Origin of the sequence: Streptomyces sp. AN091965 (assembly GCF_022698285.1) — a bacterium.
Classification (GTDB): domain Bacteria; phylum Actinomycetota; class Actinomycetes; order Streptomycetales; family Streptomycetaceae; genus Streptomyces.
This window is the reverse complement of the sequence record NZ_JALDMY010000001.1, coordinates 7,431,904-7,454,510: the sequence shown is the minus strand read 5'-3', so window position 1 is coordinate 7,454,510 and position 22,607 is coordinate 7,431,904. Positions and strand designations below refer to the sequence as shown.

Here is a 22,607-nt window from a genome sequence, read left to right as displayed (position 1 = left end):
CGTCAGTTTCCGAAGCGCTCCCTGAGCTCCACCTTCCGCACCTTTCCGGAGACCGTCATCGGGAAGGCGTCCAGGATCCGGAGGGCCGCGGGGACCTTGTAGTGGGCGAGGCGGCCCTCGCAGAAGCCGCGGAGTTCGTCGAGGGTCAGTCCCTCCACGCCCTCGTGGAGGATCACGCAGGCCAGGGGCACCTCTCCGTAGCGCTCGTCCGGCACCCCGACCACCTGGACGTCCGCGATCTTCGGGTGGGCGTAGAGGAACTCCTCGATCTCGCGCGGGTAGATGTTCTCGCCACCGCGGATGATCATGTCCTTGATGCGGCCCACGATCCGGACGTACCCGTCGTCCCGCATGACCGCGAGGTCGCCCGTGTGCATCCAGCGCCCGGAGTCGATGACGTCGGCGGTGCGCTCGGGCTCGCGCCAGTAGCCGAGCATCACGCTGTAGCCGCGGGTGCACAGCTCGCCCGAGCTGCCGCGCGGCAGCGTGACGCCGGTGGCCGGGTCGACGACCTTGACCTCGATGTGCGGCAGGACGCGGCCGACGGTGGCGGTGCGCCGCTCCAGGTCGTCGTCCATGCGGGTCTGCGTGGACACGGGCGAGGTCTCGGTCATGCCGTAGCAGATGGAGACCTGCTCCATGTGCATCTCGGCGACGACCCGCTTCATCACCTCGACGGGGCACGGCGACCCGGCCATGATCCCGGTCCTCAGCGACGACAGGTCGTACGTGGCGAAGTCGGCGAGGTTCAGCTCCGCGATGAACATCGTCGGCACGCCGTACAGGGACGTGCACCGCTCGCGCTCGACGGCGTGCAGGGTGGAGACCGGGTCGAAGGACGGCGCGGGGATGACGACGCACGCCCCGTGCGAGGTGGCCGCGAGGTTGCCCATGACCATGCCGAAGCAGTGGTAGAAGGGCACCGGCACGCAGATGCGGTCCTGTTCGCTGTAGCCGATGGCGCGGCCCACCCAGTACCCGTTGTTGAGGATGTTGTGGTGGGAGAGGGTGGCCCCCTTGGGGAAGCCCGTGGTGCCCGACGTGTACTGGATGTTCACCGGGTCGTCGCAGGTCAACCCGGTCTCGCGGGCCGCGAGTTCCGCGGGCGTGACCGCGTCGGCGGCGGCGAGCAGGTCGTCCCACGAACCGTCCGCGACGTAGACGACCCGGCGCAGGTCCGGACACTCCTGGCGGACCTGCTCGACCATCGCGCGGTAGTCACTGCTCTTGTGCGACTGCGAGGCGACGAGCAGGCCGATGCCCGCCTGCTTCAGGACGTACGACAACTCGTGGGAGCGGTAGGCCGGGTTGATGTTCACCATGATGGCGCCCACGCGCGCGCTCGCGTACTGGACGAGGACCCACTCGGCGCAGTTCACCGCCCAGATCCCGACCCGGTCGCCCTGCGCGACCCCGGCCCCCATCAGGGCCCGCGCGAGGCGCTCGACGGCCGCTCCGAACTCGGCGTACGTCCAGCGGGCCCCGGACGGCACGTCGACGAGCGCCTCCCGGTCGGGCCAGGCGGCGACGGCCCGGTCGAGGTTCTGCCCGATGGTGTCGCCGAGCAGCGGGACGGGGCTGGTGCCGTGCGCGTACGACAGCTCGTGCGCGGGCGGCGGCTCGTGCGCGGGCGGCGGCTCGTGCGCGGGCGGCGGCTCGACGGCTCCCGCGGCGCCGTCCGGAGCGGAAGCGCTCACCGGAAGTCCTCCTCGCGGTACTCGGCGTCGGACCCCTGGGCCGTGGCCTCGCGCAGCTCGATGCGGCGGATCTTGCCGGACACGGTCTTGGGCAGCGCGCCGAACTCCAGGCGGCGCAGGCGCTTGTAGGGCGCGAGGACGGCGCGCGAGTGCGCGAAGAGCGCCTTGGCGGTGTCGGGCCCCGGCGCGTAGCCCTCGGCGAGCACCACGTACGCCTTCGGCACGGCGAGGCGCACCGGGTCGGGCGCGGGCACGACGGCGGCCTCCGCGACCGCCTCGTGTTCGAGCAGCGCGCTCTCCAGCTCGAAGGGCGAGATCTTGTAGTCGGACGCCTTGAAGACGTCGTCGGAACGGCCCACGTACGTCAGATGGCCGTCGGCGTCGCGCGCGCCGATGTCACCCGTGCGGTAGAAGCCGCCCGCCATGGCCTCGGCGGTGCGCTCCGGGTCGCCGTGGTAGCCCGTCATCAGGCCCACCGGCGCGGCGGACAGGTCGAGCGCGACCTCGCCCTCCTCCGCGCCCGGCTCGCCGGTCACCGGGTCGAGCAGCACGACGCGGAAGCCGGGTGTGGGGCGCCCCATGGAGCCGGGCTTGAGGGGCTGGCCGGGCGTGTTGGCGACCTGTACGGCGGTCTCCGTCTGGCCGAAGCCGTCGCGGATGGTCACCCCCCAGTCGCTCCGCACCCGCTCGATGACCTCGGGGTTCAGCGGCTCGCCCGCGGCCACGACCTCGCGCGGCGGGGTCTTGAGCTGGGTCAGGTCGGCCTGGATGAGCATCCGCCACACGGTGGGCGGGGCGCAGAAGCTGGTGACGCCCGCGCGGTCCATCTCGCGCATCAGGCGGCCCGCGTCGAAGCGCGTGTAGTTGTGGATGAAGACGGTCGCCTCCGCGTTCCACGGTGCGAACAGGTTCGACCAGGCGTGCTTGGCCCAGCCGGGCGAGGCGATGTTCAGATGCACGTCGCCGGGCTTGAGCCCGATCCAGTACATCGTCGCCAAGTGCCCGACCGGGTACGACACATGAGTGTGCTCGACGAGCTTGGGCCGGGCGGTGGTGCCGGAGGTGAAGTAGAGCATGAGCGGGTCGGTGGCGAGGGTGACGCCGTCGGGGGTGAAGGCGTCGGGGGCGGTGTCGACGCCGCCGTACGAGATCCAGCCGGGCGCGGGGGCCGCGGCGGGGACGGCGGGCCCTGCGGGCTCAGTGGCCGTAGCGGGGACGGCGGACCCGGCCGACGTGGCCGCCCCAGCGGGCGCGGTGGCCGCGGCGGGCCCCGCGGATTCGGCGGCCGTCGCGGACTCGGCGGCCGTAGCCGGAGCGGCGGCCCCCGCGGGCTCAGTGGCCGTGGTGGGTACGGCGGACCCGGCGGGCACGGTTGCCCCGGCCGACGTGGCCGCCCCAGCGGGCGTGGTGGCCCCGCCGGGTGTGGGCGCGGCGGGCGTGGGCGCGGCAGGCGTGGGCGTGGGCGCGGCGGGGCCGACCACGATCCGGGTGTAGTCCCCGGGCACGTCCGCGAACTTGGCGGTGTCCTCCGCCCGCACCACCACGTGCCGGGCCCGGCCGCGCTCGATCCGGTCGCGCAGGTCCGCCGCGCCGAGCAGCGGCGTCGCCGGGATGACCACGGCGCGCAGCTTCATCGCGGCGAGCGCGACCTCCCACAGCTCGACCTGGTTGCCGAGCATGACGACGATGCGGTCCCCGGCGGTGACGCCGAGCCCGCGCAGCCAGTTGGCGGCCCGCGCGGAGCGCCGCGCCAGCTCGGCGAAGGTCAGCCGGACCTCGGAGCCGTCCTCCTCGACGATGTGCAGGGCCGTGCGGTCGTTGCCGTCGGCGATGACGTCGAACCAGTCGAGCGCCCAGTTGAACCGCTCCGGGCGCGGCCAGGCGAAGCCCTCGTACGCGGCCGCGTAGTCCTCGCGGTGGCGCAGCAGAAAGTCCCGGGCCGCCCGGAACGTCTCCGTGGCGCCCCCCGTCTCCGTCACCGTCATCGGCATGCCCCGCTCTCCCTAGGTCCCCGCCGTCCACCCGGCCGGCGCGCGGCCGTTCCCCGGCCGACTCCGCATCCGTACCATCGTGGAGTTCGTGATGTGGGTCTCACTACCCCCGGACGGGGGTGCGGTGCGGTGAAAGGGCGGGCGCGTGACGGCTGCGGGCGCGGGTGAGGCGGGGGACGTACGGGCCGCGCTGGTGCGGCTGCGGCGCACCACCGGGCTTCCGGTGGCGTTCGGCGGACTCACCGACACGCCCCCTGCCGCCGCCCCGCACCTGCGGATCGCGGAGCTCAGCGGCACCGGCACGCACGTCCTGCGCGGTCTCGGCATCCGCCTGGGCAACGGCCTCGGCGGCAAGGCCCTCGCCCTGGCCCGGCCGTGCGCCGTCACCGACTACAGCTCCTCGCGGCACATCAGCCACGAGTACGACGCCGCCGTCGAGGCCGAGGGCCTGCGCTCGGTGCTCGCGGTGCCGCTCGTGGTGCGCCGCCGGGTGCGCGGCCTGCTGTACGGCGCCCTGCGCACGGCGCAGCCGCTGGGGGACCGCGCCCTTGCCGCGGCCGTGGCCGCCGCGCGCGACGTCGAACAGGCCCTCGTGGTGCGCGACGAGGCCCGCGCGCTCGTGGCGGCGGCGCGGGACACGGCGGCCGGGCCGGGCCCGGCCGCCTGGGAGCGGGTGCGGGAGGCGCACGGCGCCCTGCGGGCGCTGGCCGCGCGCACCTGCGACCCCGTCCTGCGCCGCGAGCTCCTCGCGGTCTGCACCACGCTGACCTCCCCGGGCGACTCCCCCGTCGTCGCCCTGACGCCGCGCGAACTCGACGTCCTGACCTGCGTGGCCCTGGGCACCACCAACGCCACGGCCGCGGAGCGCCTGGGCCTGCGCCCCGAGACGGTGAAGGCCTATCTGCGCTCGGCCATGCGCAAGCTGGGCGCCCACACGCGGTGGGAGGCGGTGGTGGCGGCACGGCGGGCGGGGCTGCTGCCGTAGCGCGCCGCCGCCCCGCCGGTCCGCGAGGGGCGCGGCCCCGGGCCTACTTGTCGGCGGTGAGCGTGCCCGCCGCCCCCCAGCTCTCGGCCCCGTACTCCTCGATCCACACCGTGACGGTCTCCGCCGGAATCGCGTACGCGTCCACGAACGCGTCCGTGATCCGCCGCACCAGCTCGCGCTTGAGCACGACGTCCCGGGGACCCTGCTGAACGGTGACGGTAGGCATGCTGAACTCCCTTGCGTACGGCCGGAATTACCGGCCCGGTGAGCCGATCTCTCGGTGTCCCCTGCGGGACGACACCAGTTCAGCCCACCCGCGCGCCGCGACCAAGGAGCAGCCCGCGATCGCGGCGATCACGAACCGAGATCGTGAGCCGCGGCCTCGCACGCCGCGAGGAACCCGTCCAGCGGGGCCGCGTCCCGCCGCGCCCCCTCCGGGACCGCGAGCCCCGTCTCCAGGGCGAGCTCCGCCGCGAACGGCACGAAGGCCACCCGGGGGTTGCGCAGCAGCCGCGCGTGCGAGGCGTACACGACGGTCCACAGCGGCGCGGCCCCCGCGCCGATCGTCGCGAGGTTGTCCTGGAGCGAGCCGCCGACCGGCCCGCGCACCGGTGTGAACCCCGCCGTGTGACAGGCGCCGACGACGAGGTCGACCAGGGCCGGGTTGGCCCGGCGCGCGGTGAGCGCGAGGGGCACCTCCGCCAGGTCGGTCAGGGCGGCCTCGGCGCGCGCGGCCACCGGGTGCCCCGCCGGTACCACCGCCACCAGGGGGTCGCGCCACAGCGGTACGACCCGCACCCCGGGCACGGGTACGGCGGCCCGGACGAAGGCGGCGTCGAGGCGCCCGTCCGCGACCCGCGCGAGCCGCTCCGCCGCGCCGGTCGACACGAGCTCGACCGGCACCCCGGGCGCCCGCCCGGCGAAGTGGGCGAGCACGCGCTCCAGGTGTTCGCCGAGCCCCGTACAGGTACCGAGCCGCAGACCGGGCGGGCTCGCGCCGACCGCGGCCCGGGCCCGCTCGGCGGCGGCGAGGACGGCCCGCGCCTCGGGCAGCAGCCGCTCCCCCGCGGCCGTGAGCCGCACCTGGCGCGGCGAGCGGTCGAACAGCTCGGCCCCGAGCTCCCGCTCCAGGCGCCGCACTTGCTGGCTCACCGCCGACTGCACGATGTGCAGCCGCTCCGCGGCCCGCCCGAAGTGCAGCTCCTCGGCGACCGTCACGAAGTAGCCCAGCTGCCGCAGTTCCATGCCGGAAACCCTACGCAGCGGCCCCGCCCGCCCCGACCGGGGGCTCAGCCGTCGACCACGGCCCCGAACCGCACGTCGTACGAGGACGCGCCCTCGGCGAGGACGCGCGCCGTCCGGGCCGCCTCGTCCTCGACGTCCGCGCGCTGCGCCTTCGTCAGCGCCCCGAACGGCTCGACGACGACGGTGACCGGCCCGCCGCCCGCCCCGCCCTCGTCCAGGCGCCACACGCCCGCGAGCACCCCGTCCACCAGGAAGGCGCGGAAGGGCTGGTTGACCTTCACGGTGCGGGCCTTGTACCCGGCGGGGTCGACGCGGGAACGGTCGGCGTGGGACAGCAGGACGTTGTCGTACTCGGGCAGGAAGCGCGGGGGCGCCGGGGTGTCGGGGTCCGGCCGGGGCGCGTCCGGCAGGTCGAAGAGCTCGACGCCGTTCTCGTCGCGGAAGGTACGCAGTCCGGGCCGCAGCCGCTCGAAGGCGTCCCGCAGCCGCGTCAGGCCCATCCAGGCCTGCATGTCCCGCACGGAGGCGGGCCCGAAGGCCGCGAGGTAGCGCGGTACGACGGCGTCGGGCGCGGCCCCCTCCACGAGCGGGCGGCCCAGCCAGTGCTCGGCCGTGGTGAGCGCGACCCGGCCGCTGCGCCGCCACAGGCCGCGCGGGGTCACCTGGACCAGCGGCAGGAGGGCGCGGGCGGCGATGCCGAGCGACTGCGCGTCGGCCTGTGGCCAGTGGCGGGCCAGCTCGGCGCGGAGCTGGGCGGGCGTGCGCGGCTCGTCCTCGACGTACGCGCGGGCGACGGCGGCGAGCCGGTCCAGGTCGACACCGCCGAGGCCCCCGCGGAACGACCGCAGCTCCCGGTCCAGCGCGGCCTGCGTCAACGGGCGCAGCAGGAGCAGGTCGTCGGCGGTGAGGGTGTGCACGGTGGAGCGCATGGTGACGGCCCGCACGGCCGCGCGGTCGCTCATCAGGCCCGAGAGCTCCTCGGGGACGAAGCCGTCGAGGCGGGCGGCGAGCGCGGCGTACGGCGGCCTCACGTTCTGCGCCTGGAGGCCCACGAGGTGGGTGAGGGCGTCCGCGGCGGACATCCGCACCCGGCGCAGCAGGAGCTGCCGGTCGAGGGTGGCGCGGTTCAGGGCGCGGCGGCTCAGCACCGGGGCCGACGGGGTCTTCGTCATGCGCGCACGCTAACGCGCGTTGCGGACAGATCCGGTCCGCGAGACGCCGAGCGGCGCCGGCCGGGGGCGGCAGCGCGTCGCGGACCGGGCGCCGGGGGCGCCACGGCCAGGGACTGGGGCTGAGGCGCGGCACGGCCAGGGGCGGCAGCCGGGTGCCGCCCCTGGCGGCGGCGCGCCGAGGGCGGGGACGGGGGCGCACGGGGGCCGGGGCGGCTGTGCACCGGGCCGGGACGGGGCCACGGACCGGGGCTGGGACGGCGGCGCACCGGGACCAGGACGGGACCGCACACCGAGGCCGGGACAGCCGTGCACCAGGGCGGGGACAGCCGTGCACCGGGGCCAGGACGGGACCGCACACCAGGGCCGGGACAGCCGTGCACCGGGGCCGGAACGGCCGCACACCGGGGTCACACTCGCGTCATCTGCCGCATATATCCTGCTCAGGGTCCTCGCGGCCGGAGGTGCGGCCGGAGGCGTGGCCGCAGGCGTGGCCGCAGGCGTGAGGACCGTATCGGCGACAGGAAGGGCTACCGGTGACCCCGGAGCGACGAGCACACCGCCCACAGTCGACCCGCAAGCACTCCTGGCGGCGCGCGGCGGAGCGCCGCACGCCCGAGCGGCCCGCGACACCACCGGCCGCCGACCCGCCCCGCCGTCGCCCCGAGCACGCCGCGCCCCAGGCACCCAGTGTGGTGGAGGCCGCGCTCTACCGCGACGGCGTCCGCGTGTCCTCGCCCACCACGCTCGCCGAGACCTACCGCGAGCTGCGCGCCCGCCCCGACGGCATGGCCTGGATCGGCCTCGCCCGCCCCACGGAGGCCGAACTCCTCTCCCTGGCCGCCGAGTTCGACCTGCACGAGCTCGCCGTGGAAGACGCCATGGAGGCCCACCAGCGCCCGAAGCTGGAACGGTACGGCGACACCCTCTTCGTCGTCCTGCGCGCCGCCCGCTACCTCGACGCCCCCGAGGAGGTCGACTTCGGCGAGCTGCACGTCTTCGTCGGCCCCGACTTCCTCATCACCGTCCGGCACGGCGCCGCCCCCGACCTGTCCGCGGTACGCCACCGCATGGAGGACGACCCCGAACTCCTGCGCCTGGGACCCGAGGCCGTCCTGTACGCCATCCTGGACGCGGTGGTCGACGGCTACGCGCCGGTCGTCGCGGGCGTCCAGAACGACATCGACGAGATCGAGACCGAGGTCTTCAGCGGCGCCCCCGAGGTCTCCCGGCGCATCTACGAACTCGCCCGCGAAATGGTCGAGTTCCAGCGCGCCACCCGCCCCCTGGTCGGCATGCTCCACGCCCTCATGGCAGGCTTCGCCAAGTACGGCACCGACGAGGAACTCCAGCGCTACCTCCGCGACGTCGCCGACCACGTCACCCACACCAGCGAACGAGTGGACGGCTTCCGCCAGGCCCTGGCAGACATCCTCACCGTGAACGCCACCCTGGTCACCCAACAACAGAACGCAGAAATGCGAGCCCTGGCCGAAGCGGGCTTCGAACAGAACGAGGAGATCAAGAAGATCTCCTCCTGGGCCGCCATCCTCTTCGCCCCCACCCTGGTCGGCACCATCTACGGCATGAACTTCGACACCATGCCGGAACTGAGCTGGACCTTCGGGTATCCGTTCGCGATCGGGCTGATGGGTGTGGTGTGCGTGAGCCTGTACTTCATCTTCAAGCGGCGGGACTGGCTGTAGTGGCGGACTCCAAGCAGTTGATCAACTTCGCGTACGCGAAGGCTTGCTAGGGTTACTCCTGACCCCCTGGGGAGAATCTGGGGAGAAACGCGCTGCGCTGGGGAGTGCGCAATCGCCTCCCCCACCTGCTCTTCCACACCTGTCGAGAGCCTCGGCTCCAGTCGAGCACTTGCCGTTGGCCGTTACCGAGAGTGGCTGGCGAGACGTTCGACATCGGACGAAAACCCGTTGCCTGCCGGTCGCCTTCCTGGTGCGATGCAGGGGTTTCGACGGCGGGAGGGGACGGCTTGGCAGTGTTCGGTTGTGCGGGTTGCGGTGCGGTGCTGACGGCGGCAGTGTCGGAGGTGGCATTGCCGGTCCGCCTGCGCGACACCCATTGGGAGAGGTTGCACCCGCCCCTCCTGGAGGCAGGGACGTAGGCCGTCGCCCCCGAGCCGCACGGTCCGCCCTGGCTGACGTGGGAAGAGTTCGGAGCGCAGGAGGCGGCAGCGCGAGCTTCACCCCGTCCCGCAACCTGTCCGACGGACCGTCGGACACCATCCTCCTCACACCCGGCGACATGCGCGGCACCAGACTGATCCTCGAACGGGCCGCGGGCTACTGCATGGGCATCGACGGACGGGACGGGCCGAACCTCGCCTGCCTGAGCTGCGATCGTCCCGTTGGAACAAGGATGGACGACTGCGGGTGCTGGCAGGTCGTCCGACTCCTCCCGCAGGCGATCGTGCGGCAGCCCGGCCCGCCGGAGCGGCCCGTCATGGACTGGCCGGAGCTGCTGGCCACCGGCGCGCTGGGGCAACGCCTGAGCGAGTACCAGGACATCCCGGCAGGCGTGGCCCTCGCCCACGTAGTGGCGGCTGCCAGGGGCTGCCCGGTAGAGGTGGTGTCCGGTTCGGTCGCCAACCTCTTCGGCCCTGCCCTCATCGCGCTACTGCCAGGAAGGGAAGGCGTGAAGCGGCTGGACCTGGCGGGACCAGGACGTGGTGAACCCGCCACCGAGCTGGTGCTGGTGCCGGTCCATCCGCAGACCGGCGAGATGTGGCAGCAGCACGGCGGCGGTGTGGCCGTGCCCGTCGAAGCCACGCTCTGGGCCGAGTTGGCTTTCCCGCCCCATCGCACGCGCCTGCCGGCGGTCGGCGGACTGCCAACAGGCGTGGAACGGGATGATCCGCTGCCGCCACACCCGTGGCTGCCGTTCCGGCCGTCTGGCGCTGCCTTCCGGTACACGCTGGCGCGGATGCCCGCCGTCCTCGAACCGTGGCTACGGGGGATCTACGACGGGTGTAGCTCTCTTCCGGGGACGGCCCCGATGGTTTGAGCTGGGAGATCGTGGTTGTGGGTGATGGCGGCGTGGTCGGGTCTCTCCCTTGTGGGCGGAGGAGGCGACGCTGATGTGGTCGTTGATCGGGGAGTCGGAGGCGCGGCAGGCGACGGCCCGGGCCGGGTGCGGTCGCCGCCGTCCTCGACGAGTGACGGAACCGCCCGGGCCGCGCCGTGCCGGGGGCCGAGCGGGGCGGGCCGCCCACCGACTAGCATCGCCGAGTTCGTGCCACCCACCGGCCCGGGCATCGCGGCACGGCGTACAGGAGAGCTGACACGGCATGAGAACGAAGAGCGCAGCGGCGTGGGCGGTAGCGGTGCTGATGCTCGGCGCAGCCGTCGGCGGCTGCGCCGAGCAATCGGACAAGGGACCGTCCGGCAGCAGCGCGAAGCACACGAAGTCCCACCGCGAACCCGAGGACAAGCCCGATTCACGGGTCGTCGAGGACGACGACGACCACACCGTCCTCGAACTGTCCGACGGCCGGCAGGTGTCCCTCCGCTTCAGTCGCCGCGGCCTGGAGGCACAGCATCGCCACGCCTCTGACGACGCCTGGTCCGCCTGGAAGACGGTCTATGAGACCGGCACCAAACCGTGCGAGGGCATCAGGGCGAAGGCGTACCGGGACACCGTGTGGCTCGCGGCCGGCTTCGGCGCGTACTGCAGTGACGGCGAAGAACCGCAAGAGGTGATCGCGGCCGTCGCCACCGGGGACCTCTCCTCCTGGACCACCGACCCGACCAAAAACCACATCGTCTGGCCGAAGGTCCGCATCCGCGACGGTGGCGCCCGAGTGGACTTCGTCCATCGCAGCATGCTGCAAACCACCACGCTGACCTGGCGCAAAGGCTCCGGATTCGCCGAGGTGGCCACGGAGTACAAGCCCATCCACCCCTGGTTCGTGGGCCGGTGGCGAGCCACGGACGGCAGCCAGCAGCTGACCATCCACCAAGTCGAGCCGGGCAGACGCGCACGCGTGGTCATCGAGTCCCGCACCGGCCCGCGATGCAAGGGCAGCGCCTTTGTCTCCGGCATCAGCCAGCACGACCTGTCCATGAGCAACTTCAAGCTCGATCAGGGCACCAGGACCGTCAACTGCCCGCCGGAGGAGCTCAAGTACGACTTCGACGTGAAGTCCTCGGACGGCCCGCTGCGCCTACGCACGATCGGCAACCACCCGAAGACCTTCCTTACCTATGAGCGGGCGGGCTGACGTACGACTGCGCATGAGGGGCGGCGGCGTGGTCGGGTCTCCACCGTGTGGGTGGAGGAGGCGACGCTGATGGGGTCGTTGATCGGGGAGTTGGAGGCGCGGGAGGCGGCGGCCCGGGCCCGGGTGGAGGCGCTCAAAGCGGAGCTCGCCCGGCTGACGGCCCGTCTGGAGGACGAGCGGGAGGCATGGTCGCGGCCGCGGATCGCCCGGGAGACGGTGGCCGAGGTGATCATGGATCTGGGCGGGTCCGGAGCGACCGCACCGGTGGTCGGCGGCGCGGAGCCGGAGAACCCGGTGCACCCCGGGGTGCGGGTGGTCGGGGCGATCACGGTGCCGCACTGGCGCCAGGGGCTGTCGGCTGCGGTGCTGCCGGATGTCTACCGGGACATCATCGAGGTCTTACCGACGTCGCGAAGCCGATGCAGGCCAAGCAGATCGTGCCGCGGATCGGGCTGCCCGCGGTGACCGGAAAGATCCGCGATGGCGGGGTTGGTCGCGGCACGACGTCGCACGGCCTCGGCGTCATCAGCGAGCAGTGCCTCTCGTGGGCGAGTTGGTGAATCCCGAGCTCGCTCAGGTGCAGCAAAACGGGTGGCGCAGCGTGCGCTGTGCCACCCGTTCCCCCTCACACGCTCGCGAGGCCCTCTGGTACGTACTCAGGAACCACCCCGCGCAACGCATCGACGGCTGCCCGCCCCTTCCTGCCAGCCTCCGGTATGAAGTGCGCCGGGTGGAAGCACCACGACTTCGGCCAGGAAGGCGCCGCCCAGCGCTACTACCAAGTCGGCTACCAACTCGCCTGTGAAGCCGACTCCCATGGCCACGCCGCCTGGATGATGCGCGCCCTCGCCCACCAGTGCCCTCAGCCTCAAGCAACCCCACCACTGCATCGACCTCGCCGAAGCCGCCCTCAGCCGGAGCGTCGGCCACATCGACGGCCAAACCGAGGCCCTGCTCCACATCACCCACGCCCGCGCCTACGCCGCCACCAACGAGAAGTCCGCCGCGGCACGAGCCCTGCTCGCCGCCGAAGACGCACTCCTCCGCGACGACGGCCCCCAACCCAGCTACTCCCGCGTCAGCGGCCCAGCCGCCGACACCGTGGCCAGCCACACCGCCCGCACCCTGACCGACCTCGCCGACCACGTCGGCACCGAACAACAGCACCGCGACGCCCTGATCCGCTGGGACCCCGTGAAATACAAGCGCGTCCACGCCCTCACGTACGCCGACCTGGGGGACAGCCTCGCTGCCCAGGCCCGCGCCGACGAGGCCGTTGCCGCTTGGTCGCAGGCCCTCACGCTCATGGAGGGCATGACCTCCGACCGCACCCGCAAAGCGATCACATCGCTGCGCTCCACCCTCGCGATCCATCAGCGGCGCAAAGTACCCGGAGCCGCCGAACTCGCCCGCCGCTCACGCGAAGCACTCGCCTAACATGCCCACCACCAGGCCGACGAAGGGACCACCGTGGCTCAGCCGACCACCGACGACCAGCAGCCCAAAGCCCTCAAGCCTGCCCTCGAATCCATGACCCTGCTGGTCGCCGCCGTCATCGTCCACGACAAGGGCACCAATCGCGTCGTCCTCCTCCAGCGCAGCCAGACTGCCAAGTTCGCCCAGGGCATGTGGGACCTGCCCGTCGGCAAGAGCGAACCCGGCGAGCCCATCACCGAAACCGCAGTCCGCGAGCTCTACGAGGAAACCGGCCTGACCGTGAAGCCCGATTCCCTCAAGGTCGCCCACATCATCCACGGCGCCTGGGGCGTCGAAGCGCCCAACGGCTTCCTCACCGTCGTCTTCGCCGCCCATGAGTGGACCGGTGAGCCCGAGAACCGTGAGCCGCGCAAGCACGCCCAGGTCCGCTGGGTCGACGCTGACGCCATCCCCGAGGAGTTCGTGGACACCACCGCGGTTGCGCTTCACTGCTACCTCGATGCAGGCTCGGAAGTCTCCCTCAACGGCTGGGGGCAGTGAGACGCGAGGGCAACACGCTCAACCGCCCCTGAGGACCACGACACATGGCAGGCCATCACTCAGCGCGTCCTCACGACCATGCCCGCGCGCTCGCCCCTCGTGTGCGGGCCTTGCGGGAGGGCCGAGAGTGGTCGCGGGAGCGGCTCGTCAAGGAAGCCGACACGCCGTAGGAACGCTGGCCCGGCTTGAGAGCGAGAGAGCGATCCAGCCGGGCTTCTTCACCGTCGGAGCGGTCGCCGAGGCACTTGAGATCTCCCTCGATGAGCGCTTCCGCGAACCCAAGGGCCCTCCCGGGCCCTGGTTCGCTGGATACGAAGGTCGGGACATCGACTCGTTCGTCGCCTCTCTCCTCGACAGCGGCACCGCTGTCGCGGCGGATGTACGACTCACGCCGATCAGCCGCAAGAAGGGTTTCAGTGCCCCTGGCCGCCGAAATACGAAGACTCGCCACGACTTCGATGAGCCCGAACGCTGTCACCGAGCTTGCCGCGGAGAAGCATCTCGCACTCCCATGCCGAAGCAGCGGCTCACAGAGCCTCGTACCGACATGGGCATCCGTAACACTGAGCCATGCCGCCCAAGGGGGCGCCCGCCAGTGACGCGGGATGACCATCGACCGCGCGCCGTGAGGCTCGGATGCACCTTGGGGGCTCGGGAGGCCACAGGCTCGCCGTCCCCTACGGCGTGTCTGGTGTACCGGGCGGCTGAGACATCTCCGCCACCCGGCTGCGGCGATGCTGCGTCAACAGCACCCCGCCGAGGGGTCCTGGTCCGGGTCGAGGCACAAGAGGCCCTGATGCGCCGCGTGTTGTTCACACTCCACCGACGCTAGGGAAATGATGGTCTGCGGCGGGCTAACTACACCACGGCTCCGTGGACACAAGGGGGCAGAGAAAGGCACCTGACCAGCCGGTTTACCCAAGGATCGAATTCTTCAATTTGGGCTTTACGCTCCATTTTCCGAAGAACCAGGGCGCCTGTTCTTCATCTTTCGCCTGAAGGGCTACCCCTTGTTGTCCTCGCTGGTAAAGATGTTCGCGGCAGGGCGGCCAGCGTCAACTGGCCCCTGTTGGCTCAACTTTGTGCGGGTCGTGGAGCTGGCCGTCGCTGGCACGAGGGCCTAGCTCCGTATTAGGAATCGAGATCTCATGGCCATCATCCGTTCCCGAGCTCTCCCTCACAGGGATCCTGCCGGGCGCTATGTCCGTCAGGGTTCAGTGAGGCTCTTCCAACCTGTCGACAGCAACTGTGAGTTGGACGGATCTACAGAACGGCGAAGCTCCTGGTGGACGAGTCGTCGACCAAGATCAACCGTCGTTCCAGGAGCTCCGTGTGCTTGTCTGCCCGTCGGCCATCGCTCTGTCCATCGCGCACCTGCGCCACCTGAGCCGGGAGTTGGCGGCACGTCGCCGGGAGACAGGCAGTCGGTGGCGGCGGCCGACTCCCCGACGCCAGGCCCTGCTCGCCCTGGCTCATCTGCGGTGCGGCGACACGTATGCGCAGCTCGCGGCCGGGTTCGGTATCGGGATCGCCACCGTGTACCGCTGCGTCCGCGAGGCGATCGGCGTTCTGGCCGTGCTCTCACCGACGCTCGCCGAGGCGATGGTGACGGCTCGTACGAAGGCGTACGTGACCCTGGACGGCACCGTGCTGCCGATCAACCGGATCGCCGCCGACCGGCCCTACTGCTGCGGCAAGAAGCGGCACCACGGCATGAACGTTCAGGTGCCGGCCGATCCGTTCGGCCAGCTGCTGTGGGCTTCGCCCGCGCTGCCCGGCGCGGCACATGACCTGACGGCGGCACGCGAGCACGGCATCATCGACGCCGTTGCCAGCGCCGGCCTCAAGTGCTGGACCGATAAGGCCTGTCAGGGGGCGGCCCGCAACGTCCGGGTCCCGTTCAACGGGCGCCGCCTCAAGCGTGGCAACGACGCCACAACACCACCCACGCCAAGATCCGCTGCACCGGCGAGCAGGCCATGGCCACACTCAAGGGCTGGCGCCTCCTGCGCAAGCCGCGCTGCAGCACCAACCGCATCACCGCGATCGTCAAGGCCCTCCTCGCCCTTCACCTCGCGGCCGCGTCAGGATGAAAAACCCTCAGTCATGCCCTGCATGGCCTCGCCCACCTCAGATTCACCAAGGGTCGGCTCCAGGACGCCGAGCGTCTGAACCATGCCACCTCAACGCAGGGTCAGCCTCAGCCCGGGAGTGGCTACTTCGGAGCAACTTCCACCTGTAATCCCTAGTCGAGAAAATTGCCGACTCACCGCTGTCGAAGCAGACGCCAGGCGGAAGTGACTGAGTTTACGTCGAGCGGCGGCACCACCGCCCGAGCACTCGCACCCGCTATCTGTCTGCGGTGCCAGCACAGCACTTCAGGCCGACCTCACTAGCCGACCATCGTGCGCGAGCCGGACGTCGTCTATCGCGCGAAACGGGGGCCGAGCTGAGAAGCGAGCTGCACAATCAGATTTGAAGGATGCGCTGTTCGTCGGATCCGGCGCAGGCGAAGGGGCCTGCGAAACGGCTTCGACGTGGAAGGTGCGGATGTCCAATGGTCCACGATGACGCCTACCACTGGCCGCCCGAGCTGTTGGAGCTACTGATCGAGCTGGTGCCACGGCCGAGCCGAAGCAAGGACGGGGTCCTGGGGTTCTTCCGTGACGCATGCGGAGACCGACAGAGGCTGACGCGGATCACGCCCTGTCTCGGTCCGCACGAGCGGGGACGTTCCTGATTGTGGGGTGATGTCCGGGTCCCTCAGCCCCTTCATCAGCACGGTGATGACCTCGCGGTCCGGCACCTCGTTGCCACACGGGCCCGGCGCGGCGGTCACCCGGCGGAAACGAAGCGGCGTTACCCCCGCCGCGTCACGAAGATCGCCACGTGGCTTTGAAATGCGCTCGCGCACCTCTGTGGCCTGAATCGCATTCTTGTCGTCGATATCTGCGGTTCCTACTGTCCCATGGCATGGATTCCTCAGCTTTCGGCGTGATCAGGCGGCTCGGTGACCTTCTGGCCGTGCAGGTCAACTCGTCACCCGAGCTCTTTGCTGGGGTGGAAAAGGCAGCGGCTGCCGTCGACCGCGAGCGAGCCAAGCAGAAGGCCACGAACGAGGGTCACGGCCCCCGCACGCCGGACCTGCGTCCATTACCCCGAGCCAAGCGTGATCCTTTACACATAACTCCGTGGGACCTGCTCGCGACGTTCGCGCGCGCGACGACCCTGGCCCGGCAGGGACGAGGCAGAGGGCTGGCTGAGCACTGGCAGGGGCTGAAATACTGCCGGGCCTTCACGGCCGACCGGCACGGGAGTCTACGTCTCACCGATGAGGGGAAGGCTCCCGAGCTGTCCTATCGGGCCATGCAGGCGAGGGAGCTGGGCCGGGCGTTCGGGCTCGCTGTCGCGGAACGGGTGCTTCGCGAACGGTATCCGGACTGCCTGGTCAGCATCGTCGACGCGGAAACTGTCCTGCTTCCTGGCTTCGCGCGGGCCAAGCCGGCCGGGACTCTCGGCGCGAGACCGCGGCCGGACTTTCTGCTGGAGGTATGGCGCCCCGGGGCAGCTTCCCGAGTCTTCGTGGTCACCGTAAACGGCAACCACCAAGCTGTGAAGCCGAAGACCTCCGCAAGCTCCCGCACCACATACAGACAACTGGCTCGCGGCAGTGAGCGCGTAGAGCGGCTCCATCTGGGGCAGCGAAACGAGACTCCCACGCTCATGACCTCGACCGAGTTCCTGGCGACTGCCGGTGTGACGGTGCACGTCCTGCACACAAGAGGTGGTGTCGAACTCCCGGTACGGCCAAGTTCCGGGGCGGGTTCAGCCGATGTGGCTATCGGGCGTCGAGCTCTTCCGTACGTGGACTCCGTGGCCATCCCGACGACACGCGGCGCGGAACGGCACAACGCCTTCTTGATCCCTGAGAAGGAATTCTCCTGGTTCGGCCGGGTGGTCGCACGGGCCCACGCAGCCGGGCAGCTCTCACTGGCCGGCGGCGGAGGGACGGTCGGCCAGTATCTGATCGGTGAGCAAGGAGGCAAGCACTTCAGCGAAACCGCCTTCGCCGGGACCGCTAGTGTGCACGACGCGAAAGTCCGTTTCGCGAAGGAGCAATATGTCGGCACTGACCAGGTCTTCCGTATCAACGGAACACGCGTTGAAGCCTTTTCCGGCATGGCTACAGATCTCTACGATCTGCTCGCGGAGGGCAAGGTGGAGGAGTACCGCAGACGCGCGTATCAACGGCGGAAGGACTGGCCTGAGCCGGACGACATCGACGACTGGGGTGCGAGTTCCTTCCGGCCGGACGGCACTGCGCTCGCGATACGCGTCGTACCGAAGAGTGCATCGCTCGGCAACCGGACCCCGGGGTAACCCAACTGAGGGTGCGTCGAGAACCTCTGGCCGTGGACGTCTCACTACAGGGCTCCTTCCTTCCGTCTCCACGAGCTGCAGGATCCCGTAGGCGCTGAGTCTCGTCAGTCAGGTCGGCCACCTCTCTTCCGGCGCTCAGAGGTGGCCGGATGCTGTCCCTCCCGTTCGCCCTCGGCTGTCTCTTGCAGAGGCCCGCGTGTCAAAGTCGCCGGACAGGCGGGGCAAGCACATACGCGAACACAAGGAGCAGTACATGTACAACGGGGGAACGCCATGGACACTTGCCGTGCCCACAGGCGGTGACACACTCCGGCAGGAGCGTCTCACCCGGGATCTACACGACACTCTGAACAGGACGGATGGTCTCGTCGTCGGTTTCCACGATGCCGACGAGCCCACCGAACGAGGTCATAAGGGTGCTGGCGTGGGCGAGGTGGCTCTCTGGGCCGTCGGCTCCGCTGCCGTCGCCCGCCCGGCGTCCCAGGTCCTGATCACTCTGATCAAGGAATGGTGCGCCAAGGAACGGCACCGCAAGGTCGTGGTCACGGTGGGGGGCGACTCCATCGAGATCACCGGACGTCCGGACGCCACGCAGGAGCGTATGGTCCGTGATTTCCAAGACCGGATCGTCGGCAGCGACGGTCCCGAACCGGATGACGACGCAGCATGACCCGCTTCCATAAACGCCGGGCTCTCCTGATCGGCAACGAGAACTACGACGACGGCCGCTTCTCACCGCTGGCCTCCGTACGAGCAGACCTGTGGGGACTTGCCCAGGTGCTGAAGCACCGCAACATCGGCAACTTCGTCTCCATCCAGACCAATTCCGATCTCACCGCCGATGACATGCGGGCGGTCATCGGTGAGTTCCTCCAGGAGCGCGACGAGGACGAACTAGCGCTCGTATACGTCTCAGGCCACGGCGTACGCACCGTACGCGACGGCGGCGAGTTCCACTTCGTCGCCAAAGACACCGATTACGATCGAGTGGCCGCGACCGGCGTCAGCGCCGGGTTCCTCAACGACGCGCTGGAGGAGTGTGTCGCGCCGCAGAAGATCGTGATGATCGACTGCTGCCGCAGCGGCGGTTTCGCCGTGGGCCTGCGCACGTCGGACCGGCGGGCCGAGAACTCCGTGTCCAAGTCCGGCGAGCAGCCGCCGTTGACCAGCAGGGGCGTGTACGTCCTGTCGTCCTCGCGGGCCGGGGAGGACTCGTTCGCGGACACGGGCGGCGGCGATGACGTGAAGCCGTCGGCGTTCACCGGCGAGGTCGTCGAGGCGCTGCGCACGGGGAAGGTCAGCAAGGACGGCGGCAGCGCTGTGACGGTCAGCGACCTGTTCCACTACGTAAACCGACGCATGCGTGCCCAGGACGGCGGGCGTCAGGTGCCGGTGCAGTCCACACACGGCGTCGATGACCGCATCGTCATCGCGGACAGCCCCTTCGGCCGAGCTCCCATCCTCGATCCTCTGAGCTCTCGGCCCCGGCCCGTTGCTGGCGATGCGGCACAAGCCCGTGTCGCGAAATCCGCACACACACAGCCCAGCTGGGCCAACCTGCTGGACTACTACCGCGAGTGCGTCTTGGCCGAGAGCGCCGAGACACCTCTGATGGACGTGAGCCGTCAGGACGCGTCGTACGTATGCCTGGCCGACGCGGAGAGATTCATCTCCGGTGACGTCGACGACGACGGCTGTATAGCTCTCCCCGAGGAAGCGGCCCCGCTCGTGGACTCGGCATCCGAGGAGGACGCCGAGCTCTGGGCGGGTTACCCGGCTGTGGTCCTCACCGGGCCACGCACCGGGCGCCCCTGGCGGCAGCCGAAGTTCGCCCCCCTGCTGGTACGTCGGGTCGAGATCGTCCAGGACGAGGGCGAGGTGCGGCTCAAGCCGTACGGCCCGGTCCAGCCGCATCCTCAGCTGGCGCTCGACTGGCTGGGCGAGGAAGAGGCCAACCAGCTCATCGACACGTTTCAGCCGTCCTGGCATCGAGGACAGCACGACCGTATGGCGGTGGAGGTGCGCAATCTCCTCACGCAGGAGTTCGAGCTGCCGTGTGTACAGGAGCTCCGTCCCGACCAGCTCGCCGACCGTATCGACGTCCGAACTCCCGGCCATGGGGCCCGCAACACCGCAGTTCTGTTCGCGTCACGCCCTCAGACGGGCTTCACAAAGGGGCTGCTCAACGACTTCGCCGGCATCGCCGACCAGACAAACCAGATCGGGCAGACCGCCCTCGGTGCCCTGGCGCCCGACGCCTCGCAGCGAGCCCGGTCCCACGCCCACACCAGCCCCGAACCGGCGAACCTCGTAACGCCACTGCCCTGCAACGAAGCCCAGACGGCGATTCTCCGGTCCGCCATGACACGCCGCCTCACAGTGGCCACGGGCCCGCCCGGCACCGGCAAGAGTCAGCTGGTCGCCAATCTCGTGGCCACGGCAATTGCGGCAGGTCAGACCGTACTGGTCGCATCGACCAACAACGACGCCGTGGACGAGGTCTGGCGCCGCTGCGACAAGCTGGTGCCCGGCAGTGTCGTGCGCACCGGCTCGGCGAGGAAGAGCGGCAAGAGCAACGCGGAGCACGAGGCGGCCGCGCTGCACGCGCTGCGTACCGGCCCAGAGCCGCCCACCACCGTGGCCACGGCATCCATGGCCACCGCGTTGGCCACCGACCGCCTGTCAGAAGTACGGCAAGGTCTGGCACACCTCGCGGAGACCGAGGCGCGGCTTCACCAGGCAGGCGAAGCCCGTGCCCATTACGCGGAACAGCTCGGAAGCACCGTCACCGAACTCCAAGACCTGCTCATTGGCACACCCCGGCCAAGGGAGCTGGAGACCAAGGCACTCCGCCTCGCCCACGCGCGCTTCTTCGGATCGTGGCGCCGATCCCGATTCCTGCGCACGACCGGGCTGAAGGGACACGCCGGTGATCCCGCCACGGGATGCCTCGCGCTTGCTGGCTTCGCCGCGGCCGAGGCGGACTGGCGTGACGGGCACGAGCAAGCGGCGGCCGTTGATGACACAGCACTCACGCGGACTCTCCATGATGCGGAGAGCACCGTCCAGGACGCTTCGCACACGCTCCTCGCCACAACGGTCCAAGCCGCTGCGTGGGCCGGACGCCGCCGCATTCTCGACCTGTTGGCGGCTCGGGACGGCAAACGGAGTGACTGGCCGCAGATGCGGAGAATTCTGGGTCGCTCGAACGGTTCCACGGACACGCCTGCCGTGGCCGGATGGGCTGTCACCAGTCTTTCCGCCCGGCGGTTCCCACTGGGCCCGGCCCTGTTCGATCTCGTCGTCGTCGACGAGGCCAGTCAGTGCGCCATCCCCCACGTTGTGCCGCTGCTGTTCCGGGCGCAGCGCGCCCTGGTCATCGGCGACCCCATGCAGCTAACGCACATCACGCAGACCAGCCCGCACCGTGAGGCTCTCATCCGGCGCGGGAATGGGCTGCGGTCCGACTGGTTGGAGAAGCACCACCTCGCCTACCGGCGCCACTCAGCCTTCCACGCGGCCGAGCAGTCCGCGGGCGGCACATTGCTTCTCGATGAGCACTTCCGCTGTCATCCGCACATCGCCGGGATCTCCAACAACTTCTTCTACGACGGCGGGCTGACCGTCCTCACCGATACCCGCGGCCGACCTGCTCTGGCTCATCGCCCGGCTGTCATCTGGACGGATGTGACTGGGCGGGCCGCCCGCCCTCCGTTCGGCGGCTCCTGGGTCAACGAGGACGAGATCCGCAAAGTGCAAGACAGCGTCCGCTATCTACTGGAACAGCTCCCGTCCGATGCCACCGTCGGCGTTGTCACTCCCTTCACAGCGCAGGCCGAAGCGCTGCGCAAGCGGCTGCGGACATACGACGAGGAGCGCCTACGCATCGGAACCGTGCACACCTTCCAGGGTGGAGAACGCGATGTCATGGTGTTCTCGCTCGTCGCTGGCGAAGGCATGCATCCTGGCGCCGTCGAGTGGATCGGTGGACAGCTGAACCTGTGGAACGTCGCCATCACTCGGGCACGTGGCCATCTCATAGTGGTGGGGGACAAGGAGCTCTGGCGGAAGCGGGGTGGCGTGGGCGCAGCGCTGCTGGAGGCCGCGGAGCGGAACGGCGTACCCCTCGGTGGCGGAGGTGACGATGTGCTGCTCAAACGCCTGTGCCGGATTCTCTCCCGTACGGAGGAAGCCGCCGTCACGCTGGGCGAGACCGTTCACGGACATTCGGTGGACGCTCTGGTGGGAGGCGTCGGTGCCACCACACCGAGGGCCGTACTACTCGACAGGGGAATCGACGAGGGCTCCGACGCGGCTCGCCATCTTCGGCTCATGCTGCACCGACGCAACCTGCTGGGCAGTGAGCACGGAGAAGTCGAAGCCGTTCGATGGCCAGCTTGGAGGCTGTACGAGACAGACGAACGGCGGGGATGAGCTCTGGCCCGTGCCATGATCCGGCGCGGCACTCGCCCTCCACACGCCCGCCCCGCGGAGCCCGCACACCCTGCAGCTGGACGCCACGAAAGGCCGTGCCATTCCAGCCCTTCGAGTCACCTAGCGGGACGGACCGACCTAACACACCACAACTGCCGTCCGATTCCCGGGAGCCAGCTGGGAGCCAGCCCACTCCCCAATCCCCTTCCGGACCACCCGAGACCGCCCGACCTCAACGCACTGACCAGGAAAGACACCAAACCACCTGGCCCCGACGCCAACCGAACCTCATTCGGGACGAAGAGGTTGTAGGTTCAGCTGCTACCGGCGCTCCTCCTCGGCCCCCGGACGTCTTGTCGGTTGCGTGAGCCACCACGGGCAGCACGCCCCGGACCAGCCGCGCGTCTAGCCTCTCTTACCCCTGTGACTCGACAGCATCGCCGATACCTTGGGTGACGGCTGAGCCATCTCCGAGCAGGCTCCGTATCG

General features: G+C 70.3%; 14 protein-coding genes and 2 pseudogenes. 11 read left to right on the top strand and 5 right to left on the bottom strand.

Annotated elements, in window-relative coordinates; all coding sequences use genetic code 11:
- Nucleotides 1-2 precede the first annotated feature (2 nt).
- Complete coding sequence (locus MQV74_RS31645; protein ID WP_242729259.1) at nt 3-1,601, bottom strand: AMP-binding protein; 1,599 nt, start codon at nt 1,599-1,601, stop codon at nt 3-5.
- Between the two features lie 92 nt (nt 1,602-1,693).
- Nucleotides 1,694-3,682, bottom strand: coding sequence for an AMP-binding protein (locus MQV74_RS31640; protein WP_242729258.1), 1,989 nt, complete (start codon nt 3,680-3,682; stop codon nt 1,694-1,696).
- 151 nt (nt 3,683-3,833) lie between these two features.
- On the opposite strand from MQV74_RS31640, the gene MQV74_RS31635 reads away from it, so the two are divergent.
- The gene (locus MQV74_RS31635; RefSeq protein WP_242725595.1) at nt 3,834-4,673 is read left to right on the top strand and encodes a helix-turn-helix transcriptional regulator; all 840 of its coding nucleotides are present in this window, start codon (nt 3,834-3,836) and stop codon (nt 4,671-4,673) included.
- A gap of 43 nt (nt 4,674-4,716) precedes the next feature.
- Here MQV74_RS31635 and dmpI read toward each other — a convergent pair whose 3' ends face one another.
- From dmpI to MQV74_RS31620, 3 genes are all read right to left on the bottom strand, one after another.
- Entirely contained in the window at nt 4,717-4,899 is a 183-nt protein-coding gene (gene dmpI / locus MQV74_RS31630; RefSeq protein WP_138962471.1) for a 4-oxalocrotonate tautomerase DmpI, read from the bottom strand.
- A 128-nt stretch (nt 4,900-5,027) separates the two neighbouring features.
- Nucleotides 5,028-5,918, bottom strand: a complete 891-nt coding sequence (locus MQV74_RS31625) for a LysR family transcriptional regulator (RefSeq protein WP_242725592.1) — start codon at nt 5,916-5,918, stop codon at nt 5,028-5,030.
- A gap of 44 nt (nt 5,919-5,962) precedes the next feature.
- Nucleotides 5,963-7,090, bottom strand: coding sequence for a winged helix DNA-binding domain-containing protein (locus MQV74_RS31620; protein WP_242725589.1), 1,128 nt, complete (start codon nt 7,088-7,090; stop codon nt 5,963-5,965).
- A gap of 533 nt (nt 7,091-7,623) precedes the next feature.
- Here MQV74_RS31620 and MQV74_RS31615 point away from each other — a divergent pair.
- The 10 genes and pseudogenes from MQV74_RS31615 (at nt 7,624) to MQV74_RS31565 (ending at nt 22,118) form a co-directional block, all read left to right on the top strand.
- Nucleotides 7,624-8,793, top strand: coding sequence for a magnesium and cobalt transport protein CorA (locus tag MQV74_RS31615; RefSeq protein ID WP_242725586.1), 1,170 nt, complete (start codon nt 7,624-7,626; stop codon nt 8,791-8,793).
- A gap of 559 nt (nt 8,794-9,352) precedes the next feature.
- A complete protein-coding gene (locus MQV74_RS31610; protein ID WP_242725583.1) occupies nt 9,353-10,111 on the top strand; it encodes a hypothetical protein in 759 nt (252 codons plus the stop codon).
- Nucleotides 10,112-10,394: 283 nt separating this feature from the next.
- Complete coding sequence (locus MQV74_RS31605; protein ID WP_242725580.1) at nt 10,395-11,327, top strand: hypothetical protein; 933 nt, start codon at nt 10,395-10,397, stop codon at nt 11,325-11,327.
- A 45-nt stretch (nt 11,328-11,372) separates the two neighbouring features.
- Nucleotides 11,373-11,792 (top strand): hypothetical protein, encoded by a 420-nt coding sequence (locus MQV74_RS31600; RefSeq protein ID WP_242725576.1) that lies wholly within the window; start codon nt 11,373-11,375, stop codon nt 11,790-11,792.
- Between the two features lie 260 nt (nt 11,793-12,052).
- Nucleotides 12,053-12,764, top strand: a pseudogene (locus MQV74_RS31595) (tetratricopeptide repeat protein); the annotation flags it as partial.
- Between the two features lie 33 nt (nt 12,765-12,797).
- Nucleotides 12,798-13,304 carry an NUDIX domain-containing protein gene (locus MQV74_RS31590; protein WP_242725573.1) on the top strand — a complete coding sequence of 169 codons (507 nt, stop codon included), beginning with the start codon at nt 12,798-12,800 and terminating at the stop codon, nt 13,302-13,304.
- A gap of 1,332 nt (nt 13,305-14,636) precedes the next feature.
- A pseudogene (locus tag MQV74_RS31580) lies at nt 14,637-15,397 on the top strand (transposase family protein).
- A gap of 880 nt (nt 15,398-16,277) precedes the next feature.
- Nucleotides 16,278-17,684 (top strand): hypothetical protein, encoded by a 1,407-nt coding sequence (locus MQV74_RS31575; RefSeq protein ID WP_242725570.1) that lies wholly within the window; start codon nt 16,278-16,280, stop codon nt 17,682-17,684.
- 253 nt (nt 17,685-17,937) lie between these two features.
- A complete protein-coding gene (locus MQV74_RS31570; protein WP_242725567.1) occupies nt 17,938-18,354 on the top strand; it encodes an effector-associated constant component EACC1 in 417 nt (138 codons plus the stop codon).
- Nucleotides 18,351-22,118, top strand: coding sequence for a caspase, EACC1-associated type (locus tag MQV74_RS31565; protein ID WP_242725564.1), 3,768 nt, complete (start codon nt 18,351-18,353; stop codon nt 22,116-22,118). Before MQV74_RS31570 ends, MQV74_RS31565 begins: the two co-directional genes overlap by 4 nt.
- The last annotated feature ends 489 nt before the right edge of the window (nt 22,119-22,607 follow it).

Coding starts and splice junctions, on each gene's coding strand:
- MQV74_RS31640 (WP_242729258.1), bottom strand. CDS start 3,682: ATGACGGTGACGGAGACGGGGGGCGCCACGGAGACGTTCCGGGCGGCC.
- dmpI (WP_138962471.1), bottom strand. CDS start 4,899: ATGCCTACCGTCACCGTTCAGCAGGGTCCCCGGGACGTCGTGCTCAAG.
- MQV74_RS31625 (WP_242725592.1), bottom strand. CDS start 5,918: ATGGAACTGCGGCAGCTGGGCTACTTCGTGACGGTCGCCGAGGAGCTG.
- MQV74_RS31620 (WP_242725589.1), bottom strand. CDS start 7,090: ATGACGAAGACCCCGTCGGCCCCGGTGCTGAGCCGCCGCGCCCTGAAC.
- MQV74_RS31610 (WP_242725583.1), top strand. CDS start 9,353: ATGCGCGGCACCAGACTGATCCTCGAACGGGCCGCGGGCTACTGCATG.
- MQV74_RS31605 (WP_242725580.1), top strand. CDS start 10,395: ATGAGAACGAAGAGCGCAGCGGCGTGGGCGGTAGCGGTGCTGATGCTC.
- MQV74_RS31575 (WP_242725570.1), top strand. CDS start 16,278: ATGGATTCCTCAGCTTTCGGCGTGATCAGGCGGCTCGGTGACCTTCTG.
- MQV74_RS31570 (WP_242725567.1), top strand. CDS start 17,938: ATGTACAACGGGGGAACGCCATGGACACTTGCCGTGCCCACAGGCGGT.
- MQV74_RS31565 (WP_242725564.1), top strand. CDS start 18,351: ATGACCCGCTTCCATAAACGCCGGGCTCTCCTGATCGGCAACGAGAAC.